This is a genomic window from Streptomyces sp. NPDC016459 (assembly GCF_040632845.1).
Classification (GTDB): domain Bacteria; phylum Actinomycetota; class Actinomycetes; order Streptomycetales; family Streptomycetaceae; genus Streptomyces.
The window spans coordinates 1,104,249-1,122,855 of the sequence record NZ_JBEYCR010000001.1; the positions used below are offsets into that span (position 1 = coordinate 1,104,249).

The 18,607-nt window shown below is 71.4% G+C and carries 17 protein-coding genes and 1 tRNA gene; 6 read left to right on the forward strand and 12 right to left on the reverse strand.

Annotation, left to right across the window (positions count from 1 at the left end; all coding sequences use genetic code 11):
* Positions 1-4 precede the first annotated feature (4 nt).
* Positions 5-2,461, reverse strand: coding sequence for an immune inhibitor A domain-containing protein (locus ABZ567_RS05080; RefSeq protein WP_360784833.1), 2,457 nt, complete (start codon positions 2,459-2,461; stop codon positions 5-7).
* Positions 2,462-2,788: 327 nt separating this feature from the next.
* Here ABZ567_RS05080 and ABZ567_RS05085 point away from each other — a divergent pair, with 327 nt between their 5' ends.
* Positions 2,789-3,067, forward strand: a complete 279-nt coding sequence (locus tag ABZ567_RS05085; RefSeq protein ID WP_360784834.1) for a hypothetical protein — start codon at positions 2,789-2,791, stop codon at positions 3,065-3,067.
* A gap of 18 nt (positions 3,068-3,085) precedes the next feature.
* Here ABZ567_RS05085 and ABZ567_RS05090 read toward each other — a convergent pair whose 3' ends face one another.
* Positions 3,086-3,838, reverse strand: coding sequence for an RDD family protein (locus tag ABZ567_RS05090; protein WP_360784836.1), 753 nt, complete (start codon positions 3,836-3,838; stop codon positions 3,086-3,088).
* 75 nt (positions 3,839-3,913) lie between these two features.
* Positions 3,914-5,374 (reverse strand): RDD family protein, encoded by a 1,461-nt coding sequence (locus tag ABZ567_RS05095; protein WP_360784838.1) that lies wholly within the window; start codon positions 5,372-5,374, stop codon positions 3,914-3,916.
* Between the two features lie 335 nt (positions 5,375-5,709).
* Here ABZ567_RS05095 and ABZ567_RS05100 point away from each other — a divergent pair, with 335 nt between their 5' ends.
* A complete protein-coding gene (locus tag ABZ567_RS05100) occupies positions 5,710-6,201 on the forward strand; it encodes an SsgA family sporulation/cell division regulator (protein WP_360784840.1) in 492 nt (163 codons plus the stop codon).
* Between the two features lie 103 nt (positions 6,202-6,304).
* On the opposite strand, the gene ABZ567_RS05105 is transcribed toward ABZ567_RS05100, so the two are convergent.
* Entirely contained in the window at positions 6,305-7,672 is a 1,368-nt protein-coding gene (locus ABZ567_RS05105) for an FAD-linked oxidase C-terminal domain-containing protein (protein ID WP_360784842.1), read from the reverse strand.
* A gap of 98 nt (positions 7,673-7,770) precedes the next feature.
* On the opposite strand from ABZ567_RS05105, the gene ABZ567_RS05110 reads away from it, so the two are divergent.
* On the forward strand, positions 7,771-9,204 hold the full coding sequence (locus ABZ567_RS05110) for a tetratricopeptide repeat protein (RefSeq protein ID WP_360784843.1): 1,434 nt from the start codon (positions 7,771-7,773) through the stop codon (positions 9,202-9,204).
* A 97-nt stretch (positions 9,205-9,301) separates the two neighbouring features.
* Here ABZ567_RS05110 and hppD read toward each other — a convergent pair whose 3' ends face one another.
* On the reverse strand, positions 9,302-10,447 hold the full coding sequence (hppD, locus tag ABZ567_RS05115; protein WP_360784845.1) for a 4-hydroxyphenylpyruvate dioxygenase: 1,146 nt from the start codon (positions 10,445-10,447) through the stop codon (positions 9,302-9,304).
* A 121-nt stretch (positions 10,448-10,568) separates the two neighbouring features.
* Here hppD and ABZ567_RS05120 point away from each other — a divergent pair, with 121 nt between their 5' ends.
* Positions 10,569-11,042, forward strand: a complete 474-nt coding sequence (locus tag ABZ567_RS05120; protein WP_360784847.1) for an Lrp/AsnC family transcriptional regulator — start codon at positions 10,569-10,571, stop codon at positions 11,040-11,042.
* Positions 11,043-11,084: 42 nt separating this feature from the next.
* On the opposite strand, the gene ABZ567_RS05125 is transcribed toward ABZ567_RS05120, so the two are convergent.
* The 6 genes from ABZ567_RS05125 to ABZ567_RS05150 all read right to left on the reverse strand — a co-directional run bounded on the left by ABZ567_RS05125 (position 11,085) and on the right by ABZ567_RS05150 (position 17,187).
* The gene (locus ABZ567_RS05125) at positions 11,085-11,879 is read right to left on the reverse strand and encodes a S16 family serine protease (RefSeq protein WP_360784849.1); all 795 of its coding nucleotides are present in this window, start codon (positions 11,877-11,879) and stop codon (positions 11,085-11,087) included.
* Positions 11,880-12,015: 136 nt separating this feature from the next.
* The gene (locus ABZ567_RS05130) at positions 12,016-12,657 is read right to left on the reverse strand and encodes a helix-turn-helix domain-containing protein (protein WP_015033894.1); all 642 of its coding nucleotides are present in this window, start codon (positions 12,655-12,657) and stop codon (positions 12,016-12,018) included.
* Between the two features lie 479 nt (positions 12,658-13,136).
* Positions 13,137-14,930, reverse strand: coding sequence for a DEAD/DEAH box helicase (locus tag ABZ567_RS05135; protein WP_360785055.1), 1,794 nt, complete (start codon positions 14,928-14,930; stop codon positions 13,137-13,139).
* 120 nt (positions 14,931-15,050) lie between these two features.
* Positions 15,051-15,422 carry a Fic family protein gene (locus tag ABZ567_RS05140; protein ID WP_360784851.1) on the reverse strand — a complete coding sequence of 124 codons (372 nt, stop codon included), beginning with the start codon at positions 15,420-15,422 and terminating at the stop codon, positions 15,051-15,053.
* Complete coding sequence (locus ABZ567_RS05145; protein ID WP_360784853.1) at positions 15,419-15,616, reverse strand: Arc family DNA-binding protein; 198 nt, start codon at positions 15,614-15,616, stop codon at positions 15,419-15,421. The genes ABZ567_RS05140 and ABZ567_RS05145 overlap by 4 nt, the downstream gene beginning before the upstream one ends.
* 32 nt (positions 15,617-15,648) lie before the next feature.
* Positions 15,649-17,187 carry an MFS transporter gene (locus ABZ567_RS05150; RefSeq protein WP_360784855.1) on the reverse strand — a complete coding sequence of 513 codons (1,539 nt, stop codon included), beginning with the start codon at positions 17,185-17,187 and terminating at the stop codon, positions 15,649-15,651.
* 190 nt (positions 17,188-17,377) lie between these two features.
* Here ABZ567_RS05150 and ABZ567_RS05155 point away from each other — a divergent pair.
* Positions 17,378-17,449: transfer RNA gene (locus ABZ567_RS05155), tRNA-Cys, on the forward strand.
* Between the two features lie 60 nt (positions 17,450-17,509).
* Positions 17,510-17,896, forward strand: coding sequence for a hypothetical protein (locus tag ABZ567_RS05160; protein ID WP_360784857.1), 387 nt, complete (start codon positions 17,510-17,512; stop codon positions 17,894-17,896).
* A 30-nt stretch (positions 17,897-17,926) separates the two neighbouring features.
* On the opposite strand, the gene ABZ567_RS05165 is transcribed toward ABZ567_RS05160, so the two are convergent.
* The gene (locus ABZ567_RS05165; protein WP_360784859.1) at positions 17,927-18,583 is read right to left on the reverse strand and encodes a hypothetical protein; all 657 of its coding nucleotides are present in this window, start codon (positions 18,581-18,583) and stop codon (positions 17,927-17,929) included.
* Positions 18,584-18,607: the final 24 nt, after the last annotated feature.

An 18,607-nucleotide genomic window follows, 5' to 3' on the forward strand; every position in this document is an offset into this window, starting at 1 on the left:
TCGGTTACTTGGTGGAGGGACCCACGCGGACCGTGATCGTCTGGCCGTTCGACGGCTCCTTGACGACCTGGATCTTGGTGTTGGTGTCAGTTACCTGGACACCGGCGCGCGCCGTCTCCGGGAACCAGTAGGTGCCCTTGCGGTCATCGAAGACCGGGTTGCCGCGCTGCGAGTTCACCCACGTCGGGACGTCCGCCTTGTGGAGCAGGAGGGAGTCCGTGCGGTAGGTGCCGAAGGTGGAGTCGTACGCCTGGACGCGGTTGCGCATCAGCTTGCCGTCGGACCACTTCAGCGGGGTCGGGTGGGCGTCGACCGGAAGGATCAGACCCTGGCCCGGGTGGACCGCGGTGTTGTTGTCCTTCTGGGAGAGGTCCCACTTCCAGATGAGCAGACCGTTCTGGTACGGGTAGTGCTCGACCCAGCTGGACTTGTCACCGGCGAACCCGAAGTTGTACGGGCCGACCTTGAGGGTCGCGTCGTACGAGACGTACTGGCGGTTCTCCGCGATGTAGTACTGCTCGTACTCCTTGGTGAAGCCCTTGCCGACCCGCGAGAAGCCCTTCGCGGTCCAGCCGTTGTCACCGTTCTCGGCGTTGTCCGCGAAGACGGTGGCACCGTCCGCGGTCAGGGTGATGGCGTCGGCCGTGAAGCCCTTGCCGCCCGCACCGCCGTCCGTCTGGTAGCGGAAGCGGAGGTCGAACTTCTTGCCCGCGTAGGCGTCGAGGCCGTAGACGAGCTTCTTGTGGGTGCCGGAGACGTCGGTCAGCGCCGGGGCGCCGCTGGCGTCGCGCGGGAGCGGCTTGCCGTCGGCGGTGCCGTCGAGGGCCGTCCAGCTGGCGCCACCGTCGGTCGACACCTCGGTGTAGAGGTAGTCGTAGTCGAGCTCGATGTCGTACCAGCCCTGGAGCTCCAGGGAGGCCGACGTCCTGCCCGTCAGGTCGACGGAGCGGGTCAGGGTGTTCTTGAGGTCGTCACCCATGTTGCTCCACCACTGCGACGCGCCCTCTGCGGGCGCGACGACATCGGTGGTGACGGCCTTCTTCGGCAGCTCGACGATGAGCGCCTGCGGGTTCTTGGTGTTGTACTCCGCCACACCCAGCTTGTGCGTGGAGTTCCACGCACGGGCCTCGTCGGCCACCTTGGTGTAGTTGAGCCAGCCCAGCTGGAGCTTGTCCCAGGCGTTCATGTCGCCGGGCAGGTCGCCGATGGCGTCCTTGCCGCGGCCGAGCCAGGAACCGGACGACATCAGCGACCAGAAGCCGGTCGAGTTCTCGGCACCGGGAAGGCCCGAGGTGTCGTACAGGTCCGGCAGGCCGAGGTCGTGGCCGTACTCGTGCGCGAAGACGCCGAGGCCGCCGTTCTCGGGCTGCATCGTGTAGTCGCCGACCCAGATGCCCGAGTCGCCGATCTGCGTACCGCCGGCCTTGTTGTGCGCCGGGCCGGTCTTGCCGGCGTTGGTGCCGTACGCGTACCAGCGGTGGGCCCACAGGGCGTCGCCGCCCTGGGCGCCGCCGCCCGCCGACTCGTCCTCACCCGCGTGGACGATCTGGAAGTGGTCGATGTAGCCGTCGGACTCGTTGAAGTTGCCGTCGGCGTCGAAGTCGTACCGGTCCCAGAGGTCGTACTGGGCCATGTCGGCCTTGATCTGGGCGTCGGTGCGGCCCTTGGCCTTCTGGTCGGCGACGAAGGCGGTGACGCCGTCGCGGACCGCGTCCCAGACGTTGGCGCAGTTGCTGCTGCCGCAGTAGTTCGAGCCGTAACGGGCCTCGTTGTACTCGACCTTGACCCAGTCGGAGACGCCGCCCTCGACCGAGTAACGGCCGGACGAGGTCTTCTCGTAGTAGGTCTTCAGCGACTCCTTGGGCTGTCCCTTGGCGTCCTTGCCGGTGCCGAAGTACAGGTCCTGGAAGTGCTGCTGGTCGTAGTCCGCCTGCCAGGCCGTGGAGTTGTCCTTGGTGCGGTCCGGCTTGGCTATCTGGTTGTGCAGCGGGCCGGGCGTGCCGCCGAACTTCGGCTTCAGCTCGTCCGTGTCGTCGTCGGCGCGGTTCACCAGGGTGGTGTTGTCCACCTTGTCGCCGAACTCGACGAGGATCGTGAAGATCTTGTCGGTCTTCTCGCGGCCGAGCTCGACGTACTTCTTGCTGTCGAGCTTCACGACCTGCGAGCCGCCACGGCGCTCGACCTTGGCCTCGCCGCTCAGCACCTGCTCCAGGGCAGCCTTGCGCTGCTGCTCCTGCTGCTTGCTGAACGGACCGTCGAGGTCGTGGTCGACCGCCGTCTTGTCGGCTCCGTGCCCGTGTCCGTCACCGGCGCCGGGCGCCGGGTCGTGACGGACGTCGGCCGGCGTCACGCTGCCGTGATTGTCGGCCCAGGCGGTGGTGAAGGTCGAGGCGGTGGCGGCGGTAGCCGCGAGCGCCACGACGACTGCGGACGTTCTGATCGCCCGTCGTCTGTTGGTCACTTGATGTAGTCCTCCCCGGCGCCCGCGCTCTCGGACCGAAGGTGGGGTGTCCGTCCGGCGGGGTCGCGCGTCACAAGTGACGACATTCGACCGGAGGGAGACAAGAAAAGACAGATCTTGACTTGCACATACCAACTGCACTATGTGGGAGCGGAATTCCGATTATCGGACGAAAGAACGGCGCACACGCGGCGACAGTTGGGACATTCGTGCCCCCGTGCGCCCCCCGTGCGACAGCACCGTGGGTAAGCTCACGCTTACCCGGCATCCGCCCCGGGCATCGAGCCTCGTAGAGTCGATCCGATGTCCGGAGGGACGGTATCCGTCATGCAGCGTCCGAACGCCGCGCAGCTCGCCTACGGTTCGGCCACCGTCGTGCTCGCGACCGTCACCCTCCTGCTGCTGACCCGTACGACGACCACGCCGGGCATCACGGTGATCAGCCTCGCCGGCCTGCTGCTCGGACTGCTCGTGACGGTGACGATGCCGGTGCGGACGACGGGCGTCAAGGTCACGGGAAGGGTTACGGCGCCCCCGGGGAACGAAGAGGCCCGGATACCGACCGCACCCGTGGGCGCGGGGGCCGATACCCGGACCGGTTCGTGATCCCTCGTCCGTCAGGGCTCAGCGCGGTACGGAGACCACCACCGTCTTCGCCGCCTTGTCGTGCAGACCCTGCTTGTAGGGCTTGTCGACCAGGATCAGGATGAGGATCAGCAGCGGCCACAGACACGCGCAGCAGATCAGCGCGGGCAGCCACAGGACGACCGCGCGCAGCAGCGACTGGCTCATCGGGGGCGTCGAGCCGTCGTTGAGCATCGCGACCCGCAGCTTCATCAGCTTCTTGCCGATGGTCTGCCCGTTCCTCGCCGTCATCACCGTGTCGTAGGCGACGTACGCCACGATCGTGATGAGCTGGAAGACCAGCTGACTGCCGCCGTTCAGGCTGTTGACGGTGTCGCCGAAGTCGTTGCCGTTCTCGGTCGCCCGACTGTAGATGTCGAACGGGATGCCGATGATCGCCAGCGGGATCGCGATGATCAGCCAGTCGATGATCCTGGCGACGATGCGCTTGCCGGACTCGGCGAGCGGCGGCATCCCGGAGAGCGGATCCGTCCCGCCGTAACCGGCGCCGTACCCGCCTCCGTACGGGGGCGGCGGCGGGCCCTTGTCGTACGGGGAGCCGCCCGACGAGCCGTAGGGGTCACCACCCGAGGGGCCGTAGGGACTCCCGTCCGAGGGGCCGTAGGGGCTCCCCGGCGGGGGGCCTCCCGGGGGCGGCTGGCCACCGGACGGGGGCGGCGGGGGCTCCTGGGGCCTCTTGAGGAACGGGTCCTCCTCGGGCGGCTGGCCGGGCGGCGGCTGATCGTTGCTCATGGGGGCAGTGCATCCCGGGCACGGCGCCCCCGCAAGGAATCGCCGCCCGTTCGGGGGACCCGGGCGTCCCGGGGCTCAGCGCGCCACGAAGGTACGGGCCGCCTTGTCGTGCCAGCACTGGCGCCAGGGACGGTCGAACAGGCACCACAGGACGTTGAGGACCCCGATGACCAACAGGCCCAGGACGCTGTAGACGAGCCAGCGGCGCAGGGACGCCCCGAACCGCGGCGGCTGGTGCGCCTCGATGTCCCGCACCTCGATCCCGCACAGCTTCTTGCCGAGGGTGCGGCCCCACTTGGCGGTGGGCAGCGCCTCGTACAGGACACCGATGACGAACAGGGAGGCCAGCGCGATGCCGAACTGGACGGAGGTGGTCCCGTCGAGCAGCCACACCTGGACGGTGACGCCGGACTGCCTGGCCGCCTCGATCTTGCCCTCGATGTGGTCGAGGGCGGCGGTCACGAACGGGAAGGACGCGCCGCCGACCAGCGCGCCCAGGACCACCGTGTCGATCAGCCGGGCGAGCAGCCGCCTGCCCAGCCCGGCGGGACGCGCCGAGGCCTGCTCGCGGGCCGCCCGCACGAACAGGTCGTCGACGGGTGGCTTCCAGGGGACGACGGGCTGCTGCTGCTCCTGAGGCTGGACCGGCTGCTGTGCCTGCTGTGCCCAGGAGGGCGTGGCGGGGGCGGCGGCCTGCGCGTGCTGTACGGGGGTGGGCGGCTGCTGCTGTACGGGTGCGGGGGCCGGGGCGGGCGCGGGGGCCGGGGCGGGCGCGGGGGCCGGGGCCGTCGCCACGGGCTCGGGAGCGGGCTGCGCCTGCGGCTGCGGCTGCGGCTGCGGTCGGGGCGTCGGCTGCTGACGGGGGCGGGGATCGGGGGCCGGGGCCGGTGCGGGCGTCGGGGCCGGTGCGGGGATCCGTGTGACCGGCATCCCGCCGAGTCGCGCGGCTCCCCCGGTCGCCCGCGGGTCGCCCGCCCGCTCGGCGGCTTCGGCCGGCGCCTCGGCGGGTTCACTCGTACCGGCGACCGGCCAGTCCGCCGGAGTCCGCGGATCGGGGGACCTGGGCGCGCCCCACGAGACCTTCTGGTCACGGTCGCCGCCGAAGCCGGTCTGGCGCGAGGTGTCCGCCTGCCACGCGGAGGCGGGCTCCTGGGGGGCCGGCTCCTCGTCGAAGAAGACGGGCCCGGTCTCCTCCACCACCGGAACGGGCGCGGGCGCGGAGGCCCGGGCGGGGACGTGCGCGGCCGCCGGGAACGACCGCTCGGGGCGGGCCTCCCGTACGGGCTCGGGCTCCGGGTGGGCGGGGGCGGGCCGGGGCCGGCCCGGCGCGGGTGCCGGGCCCGAGGCCAGGAGGGGGCCGGCCGGGACCGCCGAGGCGGGCGGCTGCGCCGGGACCTCGCCCTCCGAGGGCGCGGGCCGACTCGTACCGGGAACCCAGGCGCCCCCGTTCCAGTACCGGATGTACCCGGGAATGGACGGGTCCGGGTAGTACCCCGCCTGCGGTACCTCTTCGCCGCCTCCAGGAGGAGTAGCCACTGCCCCGACTCCGTTCAGTCACAACGCCTTTGATCCTCGCGGCCGCGTGCCGGGCGTGCCGCGCCCAAGGAGGACAGTAACGAAGAACGTCCCCGAGGGGACGAGGAGCCCGCGAGAAAGCCCCGCCTTCGGGCGACACGTACCGGAATCAGTCACTCATGGTGATGTTCGGGCCGGTGCCTCCGCCCCGGGGGGATCCCCGGAAGACCCGGGAAGGAACGCCAGGACGAACTTCCCCGGAAAAAACTTCCCGAAGTCGCGTAATGAGCCGTGGGCACCGCGCTCTCTCCTGGTGAAGGCCCGCCCGGGGCCGGTCCGCGAAGGGAAGTACGGCCATGCAGAACACCGACAACACCACGGTCGAGCGCGAGCTGGAGCTGAAGCTGGTGCTCTCGCCCGAGCGCGCGGTCCCCGTCCCCGCCCGGCTCGCCTACCGCACCGACGACCCGTACGCCGTCCACATCACCTTCCACGTCGGCACGGACCACCCCGTCACGTGGACGTTCGCGCGCGAACTGCTCGTCGAGGGCGTCTTCCGGGCGTGCGGCCACGGGGACGTGCGCATCTGGCCCACCAAGGTCGACGGCCGTGGCGTCGTCCTGATGGCGCTCTCCTCCCCCGACGGCGACGCCCTGCTCGAAGCCCCGTCCGGGCAGGTGTCCGCCTGGCTGGAGCGGACCCTGCACGCGGTGCCGCCGGGCACCGAGTCCGCGCGGCTCGGCATCGACGACGGCCTCGCCGAGCTCCTGGCGACCACCGTGCTGACCGACGAGCTGTGGCTGTGCGACCCCTGGCCGTCGGACGAGTCCCAGGACGGCGAGCTGTGACGCCGAAGCCGTGCTGCCCGTGGCCCTGATGCCCGTGGTGCTGATGCCCGTGGTGCTGTCCGCAGCCGCGATGCCCGTGGCCCTGACGCCCGTACCGGGGTCGTCAGAACAGCTTTCCGGGGTTGAGCAGGCCCAGCGGGTCGAACGTGGCCTTGATGCCACGCTGGAGTTCGAGGCCGACCGGTCCCAGCTCCCGTGCCAGCCACTCCTTCTTGAGGACGCCCACGCCGTGCTCGCCGGTGATCGTGCCGCCGAGCGCGAGCCCGAGGGCCATGATCTCGTCGAAGGACTCCCGCGCGCGCCGCGACTCGTCCTCGTCGGTGTGGTCGAAGCAGACGACGGGATGGGTGTTGCCGTCCCCGGCGTGCGCGCAGACGCCGATGGTGAGCCCGTACTTCTCGGCGACGGCCGCCGTGCCCGCGAGCATCTCCGCGAGCCGTGTCCTCGGCACGCACACGTCGTCGATCATCGTCGCGGACTTGATGGTCTCCAGGGCGGTGAGGGAGAGCCGGCGCGCCTGGAGGAGGAGTGCGGACTCGGCGGCGTCCGCGGCCGGGACGACCTCGGTGGCGCCCGCCGCCGCGCACAGCTCCCCGACGGCGGCCAGATCGGCTGCCGGGTCCGGGGTGTCGAACGCGCACAGGAGCAGCGCCTCCGTGGTGTCGGGCAGACCCATGCGCGCCAGCTTGTTGACGGCCTGGACCGTGGTGCGGTCCATGAGTTCGAGGAGCGACGGGGTGTGGCCCGCCTCCATGATCGTGCAGACGGCCGCGCAGGCGGCGGCCGCGGAGGGGAACTCGGCGGCGAGCGCGAGCTGGACCGGGGGCTGCGGCCTGAGGGCGAGCACGGCCCGCACGACGATGCCGAGGCTGCCCTCGGAACCGACGAAGAGCCTGGTCAGGTCATAACCGGCGACGCCCTTGGCGGTGCGGCGGCCGGTGGTCAGGAGCCGGCCGTCGGCGAGGACGACGTCGAGACCGAGGACGTACTCGGCGGTCACCCCGTACTTCACGCAGCACAGGCCGCCGGAGGCCGTGCCGATGTTCCCGCCGATGGTGCACGTCTCCCAGCTGGACGGGTCCGGCGGGTAGTACAGGCCGTGTTCGGCGACGGCCCGTGACAGCACGGCGTTGACCACGCCCGGTTCGACGACGGCGATCCGGTCGACCGGGTTGATCTCCAGGATCCGGTCCATCCTGACCAGGGAGAGCACGATGCAGCCCTCGGAGGCGTTGGCGCCCCCGGAGAGGCCGGTACGGGCCCCCTGGGGGACGACGGGCACGCGGAGTTCCGTCGCGGTCCGCATGACGTGCTGGACCTGTTCGACGGTGCGCGGCAGCACGACGACCGCGGGGGTGCCGGCCGTGCAGAAGCTCGCCATGTCGTTCGCGTAGGAGGCGGTCACGTCCGGGTCGGTGAGCAGCGCCTCGGCGGGGAGCCCGGCGCGCAGCCGCGTCAGAAGATCGTCCATGCGTCCAGCGTGGCACCCGGGGCCATCGGTGTGAACCCGCCGGGGCAGGCGCTTCGTGTGCTCTTCGTACAGGCACGTGCGGGCGCACAGTGAGCGCCATGAAGACGCAGAACGTGTCGAGGACGGTCCTCGCGGCCGGAGCGGGCGCGGTGCTCGCGGCGACGGCACTCCTTTACGTCCCCGAGCTCGTCGGCCAGGGCCCGCCGCCCCCGCCCGGTCCGGCGGAGCGGGCCACGATCGCGGCCCACGCGGGCGCGCAGGCCGCGCTGCCGGACCTGGCGGCGCTGATCACGGACCGGGAGAAGTGGCTGCGCGGCCACCCGGACGACGACGCGTCGTGGGCGGAGCTCGGAGCGGCGTACACCGAACGGGGCAGCCGGCTCGGCGACGTACGGGACTATCCGCGGGCCGAGCAGGCCCTGCGCCGCTCCCTCGCCGAACGGCCCGCGGCGCGCGGCAACCTGACCGCGCAGCTGGGCCTGGGGGCGCTCGCGGGGGCGCGCGGCGACTGGAAGACGGCCAAGGAGTGGGGCGAGCGGGTACGCAAGGCGGACCCGCGGCGCTGGCCCGTGTACCCGGTCCTGATGGATGCCTACAACGGCCTCGGGGACTATCCCGCGGCCCGGAAGGCGATGGAGACCCTGGAGGGGCTCCACGCGGGCGCGGTGGTGCGCACCCGGGCGTCCGGGACCTACCGCGACCGGGGCTGGCGGGAGGACGCGGACGCGGCGGCCCTCGACGCGGCGGCGCTCGCCGAGACGGACGCGGACAAGGCGGCGGCCCTCACGCGCCTCGGGGACCTGGCGTGGGAGCGGGGCGAGGCGGACGAGGCGCTGGCGCGGTACGGGGCGGCGCTGCGGCTCGTACGGGACCACGGGCCCTCGCTCGCGGGCCGGGCGAGGGCGCTGGCGGCGCTGGGCCGCACCGACGAGGCGCTGCGGGACTGGCGGGCCGCCCTGGCGAGGCTGCCGCTGCCGGAGTACGTCCTGGAGGCCGGCGAGCTGTACGAGTCGCTGGACCTGGACGGTGACGCGCAGGCCCTCTACGAGCGGCTGCGGACCGGCACCTGGGCCCGGGGCGAGGTGCCGCTTGCGCTGCTCGACGCGGACCACGGCGACCCGGCGGCCGCGGTGACCCGGATGCGGGCGGAATGGGCGCGCGGGCACCGCTCGGTGCGGGACGCGGACGCGCTGGGCTGGGCGCTGTACCGGGCGGGGGAGCCGAAGGAGGCGCTGGAGTACGCGAAACGGGCCACGGACGAGGGACTGCGGAGCGCGCTGTTCACGTACCACCGGGGCGAGATCGAACGGGCGCTGGAGCAGCACGGGCCGGCGCGGCGCCACCTGGCGGAGGCGCTGCGGATCAACCCGTACTTCTCACCGCTGCTCGGGCGGGAGGCGACGGAGTCGCTGGCGGCGGTGGGCGAACCACCGAACGAACTCCCGGGGGAGCTGCGTCCGGACGGGCTCCCGAAGGAGATCGGTCCGAAACCGGCGAAGGCGACGGATGCGCCGAAGGCGGGACAGGCCTGAGGAAGGCGGGCTGTGGGGCGGGCGCCCGAGCGGCGCGGTGAACGCCCGAGGGCCCGGAGCGTGTGCTCCGGGCCCTCGGCGGTTGCGGCGGCGGGGGTTACAGGTTGCCGCGCTTCTCCTGCTCGCGCTCGATCGCCTCGAACAGGGCCTTGAAGTTGCCCTTGCCGAAGCCCATCGAGCCGTGGCGCTCGATCATCTCGAAGAACACGGTCGGACGGTCCTGGACCGGCTTCGTGAAGATCTGCAGCAGGTAGCCGTCCTCGTCGCGGTCGACGAGGATCTTCAGCTCGCGCAGGGTCTCGACGGGCACCCGGGTCTCGCCGGCCCACTCGCCGAGGGTGTCGTAGTACGAGTCGGGGGTGTCGAGGAACTGGACACCGGCGGCGCGCATGGACCGCACCGTCGCCACGATGTCGTTGGTGGCGAGGGCGATGTGCTGGACGCCCGCGCCGCCGTAGAACTCCAGGTACTCGTCGATCTGCGACTTCTTCTTCGCGATCGCCGGCTCGTTGATCGGGAACTTCACCTTGAGGGTGCCGTCCGCGACGACCTTGGACATCAGCGCCGAGTACTCGGTCGCGATGTCGTCGCCCACGAACTCCTTCATGTTCGTGAAGCCCATGACCTTGTTGTAGAAGCCGACCCAGTCGTTCATCCGGCCGAGCTCGACGTTGCCGACGCAGTGGTCGATGGCCTGGAAGGTGCGCTTGGCCGGCGGCTCGACGATCGGGTTCGCGGAGACGAAGCCCGGCAGGTAGGGGCCGGTGTAGCCGGAGCGCTCGACGAGGGTGTGGCGGGTCTTGCCGTACGTCGCGATGGCGGCGAGGACGACGACCCCGTGCTCGTCCTTGACCTCGTACGGCTCGGTGAGACCGGTGGCGCCGTGCTCGACGGCGTACGCGTACGCGGCTCGGGCGTCCGGCACCTCGATCGCCAGGTCGACGACGCCGTCGCCGTGCTCGGCGACGTGGTCGGCGAGGAAGCGGCCCCGGTCGGTGGAGACCTTGATGACGGAGGTGAACACGAAACGGGCGGCGCCGTTGGTGAGCACGTAACTGGCGGTCTCGCGGCTGCCGTTCTCCGGTCCGGAGTAGGCGACGAGCTTCATGCCGAAGGCCGTGGAGTAGTAGTGGGCGGCCTGCTTGGCGTTGCCGACGGCGAAGACGACCGCGTCCATGCCCTTCACGGGGAAGGGATCGGCCTGCCGCGCCGTGGAAGGGGTGTGATCGATGGTCTCAGTCATGGGAGCAGCGTCGCGCCGTCCGGCAAGATGCGCAATAGTTCGCTGAGAGGCTGGTCAACATGTACAGCGATCGGGCAGCGTCGGCGGGCTACTTGTACATGGTGACCATCAGGAGGCGGTCGTGGCGATCGATCATCTGGACGGCCGGCTGATCGTGCTGCTGGCACGGGAACCGCGCATCGGCGTCCTGGAGGCGTCCCGGCGCCTCGGGGTGGCGCGGGGCACGGTGCAGGCACGGCTGGACCGGCTCCAGGCGAGCGGGGTGATCCGGGGGTTCGGACCGCAGGTGGATCCGGCGGCGCTGGGCTACCCGGTGACGGCCTTCGCGACGCTGGAGATCAAACAGGGCCAGGGCGCGGACGTACGGGGCCATCTGGCGACGGTGCCGGAGGTGCTGGAGCTCCACACGACGACGGGCCACGGCGACATGCTCTGCCGGCTCGTCGCCCGCTCGAACGCCGACCTCCAGCGGGTGATCGACAAGGTGGTGGCCTTCGAGGGGATCGTCCGGGCGTCGACGGCGATCGTGATGGAGAACCCGGTCCCCCTGCGCGTGATCCCGCTGGTGGAGCAGGCGGCGGGGGACGCGGACTGAGGTCCGGTGGAGCCAGGCTCCTTCAGCACCGCGACGGCACCGTCAGCAGGTCGGGACCTTCGACTCCTGGCCCTGGCCCAGGGACCGGAGGGACTCCACCGCGTCGTCGAGCGCGGTGACGGGGACGAGCCGCAGCCCCTTCGGCAGTTCGGACTCGGCCTCCGAGCACTCGGCCTTCGGTACGAGGAACACGGTCGCCCCGTCCCGCGCCGCGGCCTGGGTCTTGAGGGACACCCCGCCGACCGCGCCGACGGTGCCGTCCGCCTCGATCGTGCCCGTACCGGCGACGATCCGGCCGGCCGTGAGGTCGCCGCCGTCACCGTCGCCGGCGAGCTTGTCGACGATGCCGAGGGAGAAGAGCAGCCCGGCGCTCGGCCCGCCGATGTCGGCGAGGTGCAGGGTCACCTTCACCTCGTCGGGGTCCTTCTTCAGGTACCCCAGGGCGGCGAGGGCGGCCGCGTCCTGCGACTCCTTCATCTGCCCGAGGTTGTGCTTCTCGATCTCGGCGTCGGACTTCCCCGACGGGTAGACGGAGTCGTGCGGCAACACGGCCCGGTCGGTACGGAACCAGGCGTCGGCCACGTCCCCGAGGCCGACGTCCGTGGACGGCCCGGTCGCCACGATCGTCGTCATCCGCAGCTGGCCGTCGGTGGCGCGGACGGGCGCGCCGGCGATCGTGATGACCTCACGCCCCTTGTCCTTGCCGAGCACGTCGGCGGTGGAGCCGGGCTGCGCGATCGCGTACGGCAGCGGCGCGAACCCGACGACGGCGAAGAGCGCGGCGACGGGCAGGGCGCAGAGAGCGAGCGCGCGGGGCCGGGAGAGACTGGAGAGCACGGCCCCAATCTACTGGGACGCGAGGGGTGGCCGCCCCGGGGGCGACGGAGCCGCGCTCCTGTCCGGGCCATCGTCCCCAGGGACGCGGGGCGCCCACAACGGGAGCCCGACCCCGCACACACCTGGCGGCCGCGCCCTAGCGCAGCGCGTCCGCGACCTCTCTCGCCGCGTCCACCACCCTCGGTCCCACGCGTTCCGGCACGGCGTCCGCCAGCATCACGACGCCGACGCTGCCCTCGACGCCGGTGACGCCGACGAGGGGTGCGGCGGCGCCGCTCGCGCCGGCCTCCAGTTCGCCGTGGGTGAGGGTGAAGCCGGGTTCGATCAGGCCGCCCTGCCGGGCGGCGAGGATCGCCCGGCCGGCCGCGCCCCGGTCCAGCGGGTGGCGGAAGCCGGCCCGGTAGGCCACGTGGTAGTCGGTCCAGGTCGGTTCGACGACCGCGACCGCGAGCGCCTCCGCCCCGTCGACCAGCGTGAGGTGGGCCGTCGCCCCTATGTCCTCGGCGAGCGAGCGCAGCGCGGGCAGCGCGGCCTCCCGCACCAGGGGGTGGACCTGGCGGCCGAGCCGCAGCACGCCGAGGCCGACGCGGGCGCGTCCGCCGAGGTCGCGGCGGACGAGGGCGTGCTGTTCGAGGGTGGCGAGCAACCGGTAGACCACGGTCCGGTTGACACCGAGTTTGTTGGACAACTCGGTGACCGTCAGGCCGTGGTCGGTGTCGGCGAGCAGTTTGAGGACTCTGAGTCCCCGGTCGAGCGTCTGGGAGGTCTCCGCGGTCACGACGCCCTCTCCTTCGAAAGTGAGTGGTGGCGGGCTCCCACGGGGTTACGACGCCGGTCCCGTCGGCGACGCACGTCAGAGGCCGCCGGCAGGAAGGGGTACACCGGCTGCGCTCCGCGGCGGCGCTGCCACGGGGCGTTTGCTTTTGAGCCGGGACAGTAGCGACCCGCTCCGCTCAGCGGAAGACCTCGTCCAGAATCCGGGCGTCGGCGGCCGGATCGAGACGGTTCGGGACCTTCGTCGGTCACCTGAGGGACTTCGACGGACAAGATCGGCTTTGTCGTGCCCTGGTGGGGACCGCGCGGGGGGGCCGTGGGGCCCGTTCGCCGGTGCCTGGGCCGGCCCGGCGGGGTGCCGCTTCGGCCGGTCCTGACCCGCCGGGGTGCCGCTTCGGCCGGTGCCGGTGCGGCGGGACACGGCCGAGGCCCGTACGAACGTCGTCGTACGGGCCTCGGCCGCTCATCGGGACAGGGCGGGCGTCACCGCATCCGGGTCGCCCACTCCTGCACCTTCTTGATCCGTTCCCGGATCTGGCCGGCGGTCGCCTCCGCGCTCGGCGGCCCGCCGCACACCCTCCGCAGCTCGGTGTGGATCACGCCGTGGGGCTTGCCGGTCTGGTGGACGTACGCGCCGACCATCGTGTTGAGCTGCTTGCGCAGTTCGAGCAGTTCCTTGTGGGAAACGACGGGACGCCGCTCGGCGGGAAGCTCCAGCAGGTCCGCCTCGGTGTCCGGCTTCTTGCGGCTGTGCGCGATCTGCCGGGCCTGCCGCTTCTGCAACAGGAGCTGGACCTGGTCGGGTTCGAGGAGGCCCGGGATGCCGAGGTAGTCCTGTTCCTCGGCGCTGCCGGGGTGGGCCTGCATGCCGAACTCGGCGCTGTTGTACAGCACGCGGTCGAAGACGGCGTCGGACTCCAGGGCCTCGAAGGGCAGCATGTCCTGCTCACCGGTGTCCTCGTCCTGCTGTCTCTCCGCCTCCGCCATCTCCTTCTCGGACTCGGCGTACGGGTCCTCCTCGCCCTGCTTCTTGGGCTTGTCGAGGACGTGGTCGCGCTCGACCTCCATCTCGTTGGCGAAACCGAGGAGGCTGGGGATCGTGGGAAGGAACACGGAGGCGGTCTCGCCGCGCCTGCGGGAACGTACGAAACGTCCCACGGCCTGCGCGAAGAACAGCGGCGTCGAAATCGTCGTCGCGTACACGCCGACGGACAGGCGGGGCACGTCGACGCCCTCGGACACCATGCGGACGGCGACCATCCAGCGGTCGGTGCTCTCGCTGAACTCGTCGATGCGGTTCGAGGCGCCGGTGTCGTCGGAGAGGACGACCGTGGGCCTGGTGCCGGTGATCTCGCGGATCAGCTTGGCGTACGAGCGGGCCGAGTCCTGGTCGGACGCGATGACGAGGCCGCCCGCGTCCGGGATGGACTTGCGGACCTCGGTCAGCCGCTGGTCGGCGGCCCGCAGGACGTTCGGCATCCAGTTGCCGCGCGGGTCGAGAGCCGTGCGCCAGGCCTGCGAGATCGCGTCCTTGGTCATCGGCTCGCCGAGGCGGGCGGCGATCTCGTCACCGGCCTTGGTGCGCCAGCGCATGTTGCCGCTGTAGGAGAGGAAGATGACGGGCCGCACGACGCCGTCGCCGAGGGCGTTGCCGTACCCGTAGGTGTAGTCGGCGGCGGACCGCCGGATCCCGTCGTTGCCCTCCTCATACGTGACGAACGGGATCGGGTTGGTGTCGGAACGGAACGGGGTGCCGGTGAGCGCGAGCCGCCGCGTGGCGGGCTCGAAGGCCTCCAGGCACGCCTCGCCCCAGGACTTGGAGTCTCCGGCGTGGTGGATCTCGTCCAGGATGACGAGGGTCTTGCGCTGTTCGCAGCGGTTGCGGTGGAGCATGGGCCGGACGCCGACACCCGCGTAGGTGATGGCGACCCCGTCGTACTCCTTGCTCAGCGGCCCCGCGCTGTACTCCGGGTCCAGCTTGATGCCTATCCGCGCGGCGGCGGCGGCCCACTGCTTCTTGAGGTGCTCGGTCGGCGCGATGACGGTGATCTGCTGCACGACGTGGTGGTGCAGCAGCCACGAGGCGAGGGTCAGCGCGAAGGTGGTCTTGCCGGCGCCGGGGGTGGCGACGGCGAGGAAGTCACGGGGCTGCTCCTGGATGTACTTCTCCATGGCGCCCTGCTGCCAGGCGCGCAGCTTGCCGGCGGTACCCCAAGGGGCCCGTCCTGGGAAGGCGGGAGAGAGGTGATGGGAGGAGGTGGTGGTAGTAGTCACGATCTCCGGGTTCGACGCTCGTCCAGATATGACAACCGGGCCACCTTACCGGTGCGGTCGCCTCGGCGCGGGCGGGACGAGGCCGTGACCTCGGCCGGTGCGGCGCGTCTCACACATGCCGGATCAGCGTGCGAACCTCGGCAGCGACGCTGCGATCTTGGGGACGTCGAGGGCCCCCTGGCAGACGTCCAGGACGAACGCCTCGGCTTCGTCGACGTCGAACGCGGGGTCGAGCGGGTGTCCGTTCAGATGCAGGAAGACCCAGGTCGCGTGCCAGGCGATGCGCTTGTTGCCGTCGACGAGGCCGTAGTTGCGGGCCAGTGACTCCATCAGTGCCGCCGCCTTCTCCCAGACAGTGGGATAGGCGTCCTGGCCGAAGACGCTCGACTGCGGGCGCAGCAGGGCGGAGTCGAGCAGGCCGTAGTCACGGACCTCACTCGCCCCGAGACGCTCCGCGAGGTTCAGGAGCTGGGGGAGCGTGAGGAAATGCGTCACGCAAGCCTCCGGTTGAGCTCCGCGCTGGCCTTCAGCACGTGCTCGGCCGCCTCCTCGAACAGGCGGGAGTGCTCGTCGATCGCCCTCATCACGGCGGCGTGCGCGAAGGACTGCATACTGCGCCCCTCCGCCTCGGCACGCTCGCGCAGCGCGTCCAGCTCTTCTTCGGTGAACCTGACGTTCAGAGCAGCCATGACGACACGGTACCGCGTGGTACCACCTGGTGTCAGGGGCTTTCCGGGGCGCCGGCCCGTCCCGCCCCCGCCCCCAGCCGCGTAGCCACCCACGCCCCCACCGCCGCCACCCCCGCCATCGGCAGGAAGACCGCCGCGAAGGCCGCCGGATGGGAGCCGGTGGCCGCGTGGGAGGTGACCGCGTGGCCGACCGCGCCGCCGCCCAGGGCCGCGAAGGCAGCGCCGCCCGCGGCGAGGAGGAGTACGTTGGAGAGACCGTCGGAGATCTGCAGGGCGGCCGAGTTCGCGCCCACCTCGTCGGGCGCGGAGAGCTTCATGAGCAGCACGCTCGTCGAGGAGATCACCGCTCCCATACCGAGGCAGCCGACGCCCCAGGCGGCCGCGAGCACCCATACCGGCACCGCCGTGATCAGCACGCTCGGCGCCACCGCGATCGCGAGCGCCACCAGGACCATGCCGAGGACGACGAGCCGCTCCCGGTACGGCTCCGTCCACGGCCGGGCCTGGACGTACGAGCCGAGTGCCCAGGTGAGGCCGCCCAGGGCCAGGGACAGACCGGCCAGGGTGGGGCTGAGGCCCCGCTGGGTGACCAGCATCAGCGGCACGAAGGACTCGGCCGCGATGAACGCGCCGGCGGCGATGCCGCGCAGCAGGACGACGGACGGCAGGCCCCGGGCCGCCCGCCAGGTGCCGTGCGGCAGCAGGCCACGGACGGTGGGCACGAGGAGGGCGACGCCCACGACGGCCGGGAGGAGGGAGAACCAGCGCAGCTCCTGCCCCCCGTACTGGAGGAGCGCCGCGCCCGCCGAAATGCCGAGCGCCAGCCGGATCCGGCGCCGGTCCCAGGGGGCGACGGGCGCGTCCGGGTCGGCGGGGCCGGAGGCGGTGCGGCGTATCGCGGGGAGGGCGAGGGCCAGCGGGAAGACGACGAGGGCGGGGATGCCGAGGAAGACCCAGCGCCAGCCGAGGTGCTCGGTGACCGTGCCGGAGGCGAGGGGTCCGACAACGGAGGGGACGACCCAGCTCGCGGCGAACGCGGCCATGATCGCGGGCCTGAGGTGCTCCGCGTAGGCGCGGCCGACGACCACGTACAGGGCGACGATGACGAGCCCGCCGCCGAGGCCCTGGACGGCCCGGCCGAGGATGAACAGCCACATGACGCCGGCGGTCCCGGAGAGCAGCAGCCCGGCGGCGAAGGCGCTGATGCCGGCGGTCAGGGGGGCGAGTGGCCCGAGCCGGTCGGACCACTGGCCGGCGAGGACCATGCCGAAGAGGCTGGTGGTGAAGTACGCGGAGAAGGCGAAGGCGTAGAGGGACACGCCGTTCAGCTCGCGGGCGGCGACGGGCATGGCGGTACCGACGGCGGTCGCCTCGAAGGCGATGAGCAGGACGACGGAGACGATGCCGATGCTGAGCGCCCGATGGCCGGGGTCGAGAACGGACCCCTTGGTGTCGTCGTCGGCGGCACGGGGTCCGGAGGTGTCGGCGACGACATCGACGCCGGCGTCGGGTTCGGCGTCGGCGTCGGGTTCGGCGCCGGTGTCGGCGTCGCGGGGTTCGAGGGCGCTCATCCCCCCAGAGTAAGAGGTGAAGCGTTGAATGACCCCTGTCAGAAGTCCCGGTCCCGCTCAGCCCATGGACGGGGGACCTTCGGCGACTGTGAACGCCGTGTGGCAGCGGCATGGCAGTCGCATGGCACGGCCCCCGGAACCCTTGAGCCCCTCCCGACCCCGCCCTACCGTCGTACTTGTCGCACCACACGACCGTGTGCCCGAGTGGTTGAGGGGCTCGCCTGCAAAGCGAGTTACGCGGGTTCGATCCCCGCCACGGTCTCCGAACGATCGCCCTTACAGGATCTTCACAGCTGCCCGTCGGGTGTGCCACAGTCCGCCCATGAGCGATCAAGGCACTCGCAAAGTGGCCGTCCTCGTCGGGGTGGGCCTGGCCGGAGTACTGCTGCCCGGCATCACCCTGGGCACGGAGACGGTCGACGCCGTCCTCTCCGTCCTCATCGCCACGCTGGTGATCGTGGTTCTCACCCAACTGATCCACATCGGCCCCTCAGGCCGCGTCCCGCTCCCCGCCCTCGCCGCCTTCGGCCTCGCCGGCTTCGTCCAGGACGCCCTCATCTGGTGGCTGCTGTCCTGGCTGGGCCCGAAGACGTCGGACCTACGGGTCGAGGGTCTCGCGACGATCCTCCTGGCGGCCCTGATCACCCGCACGACGGTCCTGCTCATGTCGCAGCTGACCTCGACGGTGGAGATCGCCAAGGAGGGCTGAGGGGGTGGGCTGCGGCTCCTGCTGCCTGCGTCACTTCTTCTCAGTGAGGACCGGCTTCTCGGGAAGTCCCGCGTTGTTCTCGCAGCCCAGCTGCTTCACCACCGCCAGGCTGACGGAGTGCAGGATCGTGATGTACGCCTCCCGGGTCGCGGCGTTGTTCGGCGGGAGGGAGTCGTCGCGACTCGCGCGCGCCTGAAGCATGCCCTTGATGCGGGCGGGCACCTCTCCGGAGTCCTTCAGCTGCGGGCTGGAGCACTCGAGGAACAGGTACGCCGCCTTGTTGTCCGTGCTCGCCTCCCGCCCCATCCCGTAGAAGTGCCTGCCGGGAAGCTTCTTCCCGGCGTAGAGGTCCTCGTCGCCGTGGTACAGGTTGAACTCGATCGCGAGGTCGGTCTTCCCCTCGACGGGCGCGATCTTGCACATCGCCGGGTGCGACGCCCAGCTGTCGGACTTCTCCTGGTCCCCGATCAGATCCCGCACGCTCTGCTGGAGTCCGCTGGTCGTCAACGGCTGGAACTTCTCGGTCCGCAGCACCGATTCGAGCGCCTTGGCGGCTTCCGGCGAGAGCGTGTCGTCACACTGCCGCGCGGCGGTGACCCGGGGTTCCTCGTCCTCGCCACCACCGCAAGCGGTGAGGAGGAGGCAGAGGGCCAGGCCGGCGGTGACGGATGTAAGCGTTCTTCCCATGGCGTTCCTCGTGGGCATCGGCGG

Bases quoted from the DNA above. Each gene is read 5' to 3' on its own strand.
- ABZ567_RS05085 (WP_360784834.1), top strand. From the start codon at position 2,789: ATGCAGCGTCCGAACGCCGCGCAGCTCGCCTACGGTTCGGCCACCGTC.
- ABZ567_RS05090 (WP_360784836.1), bottom strand. From the start codon at position 3,838: ATGAGCAACGATCAGCCGCCGCCCGGCCAGCCGCCCGAGGAGGACCCG.
- ABZ567_RS05100 (WP_360784840.1), top strand. From the start codon at position 5,710: ATGCAGAACACCGACAACACCACGGTCGAGCGCGAGCTGGAGCTGAAG.
- ABZ567_RS05105 (WP_360784842.1), bottom strand. From the start codon at position 7,672: ATGGACGATCTTCTGACGCGGCTGCGCGCCGGGCTCCCCGCCGAGGCG.
- ABZ567_RS05110 (WP_360784843.1), top strand. From the start codon at position 7,771: ATGAAGACGCAGAACGTGTCGAGGACGGTCCTCGCGGCCGGAGCGGGC.
- hppD (WP_360784845.1), bottom strand. From the start codon at position 10,447: ATGACTGAGACCATCGATCACACCCCTTCCACGGCGCGGCAGGCCGAT.
- ABZ567_RS05145 (WP_360784853.1), bottom strand. From the start codon at position 15,616: ATGGCTGCTCTGAACGTCAGGTTCACCGAAGAAGAGCTGGACGCGCTG.
- ABZ567_RS05150 (WP_360784855.1), bottom strand. From the start codon at position 17,187: ATGAGCGCCCTCGAACCCCGCGACGCCGACACCGGCGCCGAACCCGAC.
- ABZ567_RS05160 (WP_360784857.1), top strand. From the start codon at position 17,510: ATGAGCGATCAAGGCACTCGCAAAGTGGCCGTCCTCGTCGGGGTGGGC.
- ABZ567_RS05165 (WP_360784859.1), bottom strand. From the start codon at position 18,583: ATGGGAAGAACGCTTACATCCGTCACCGCCGGCCTGGCCCTCTGCCTC.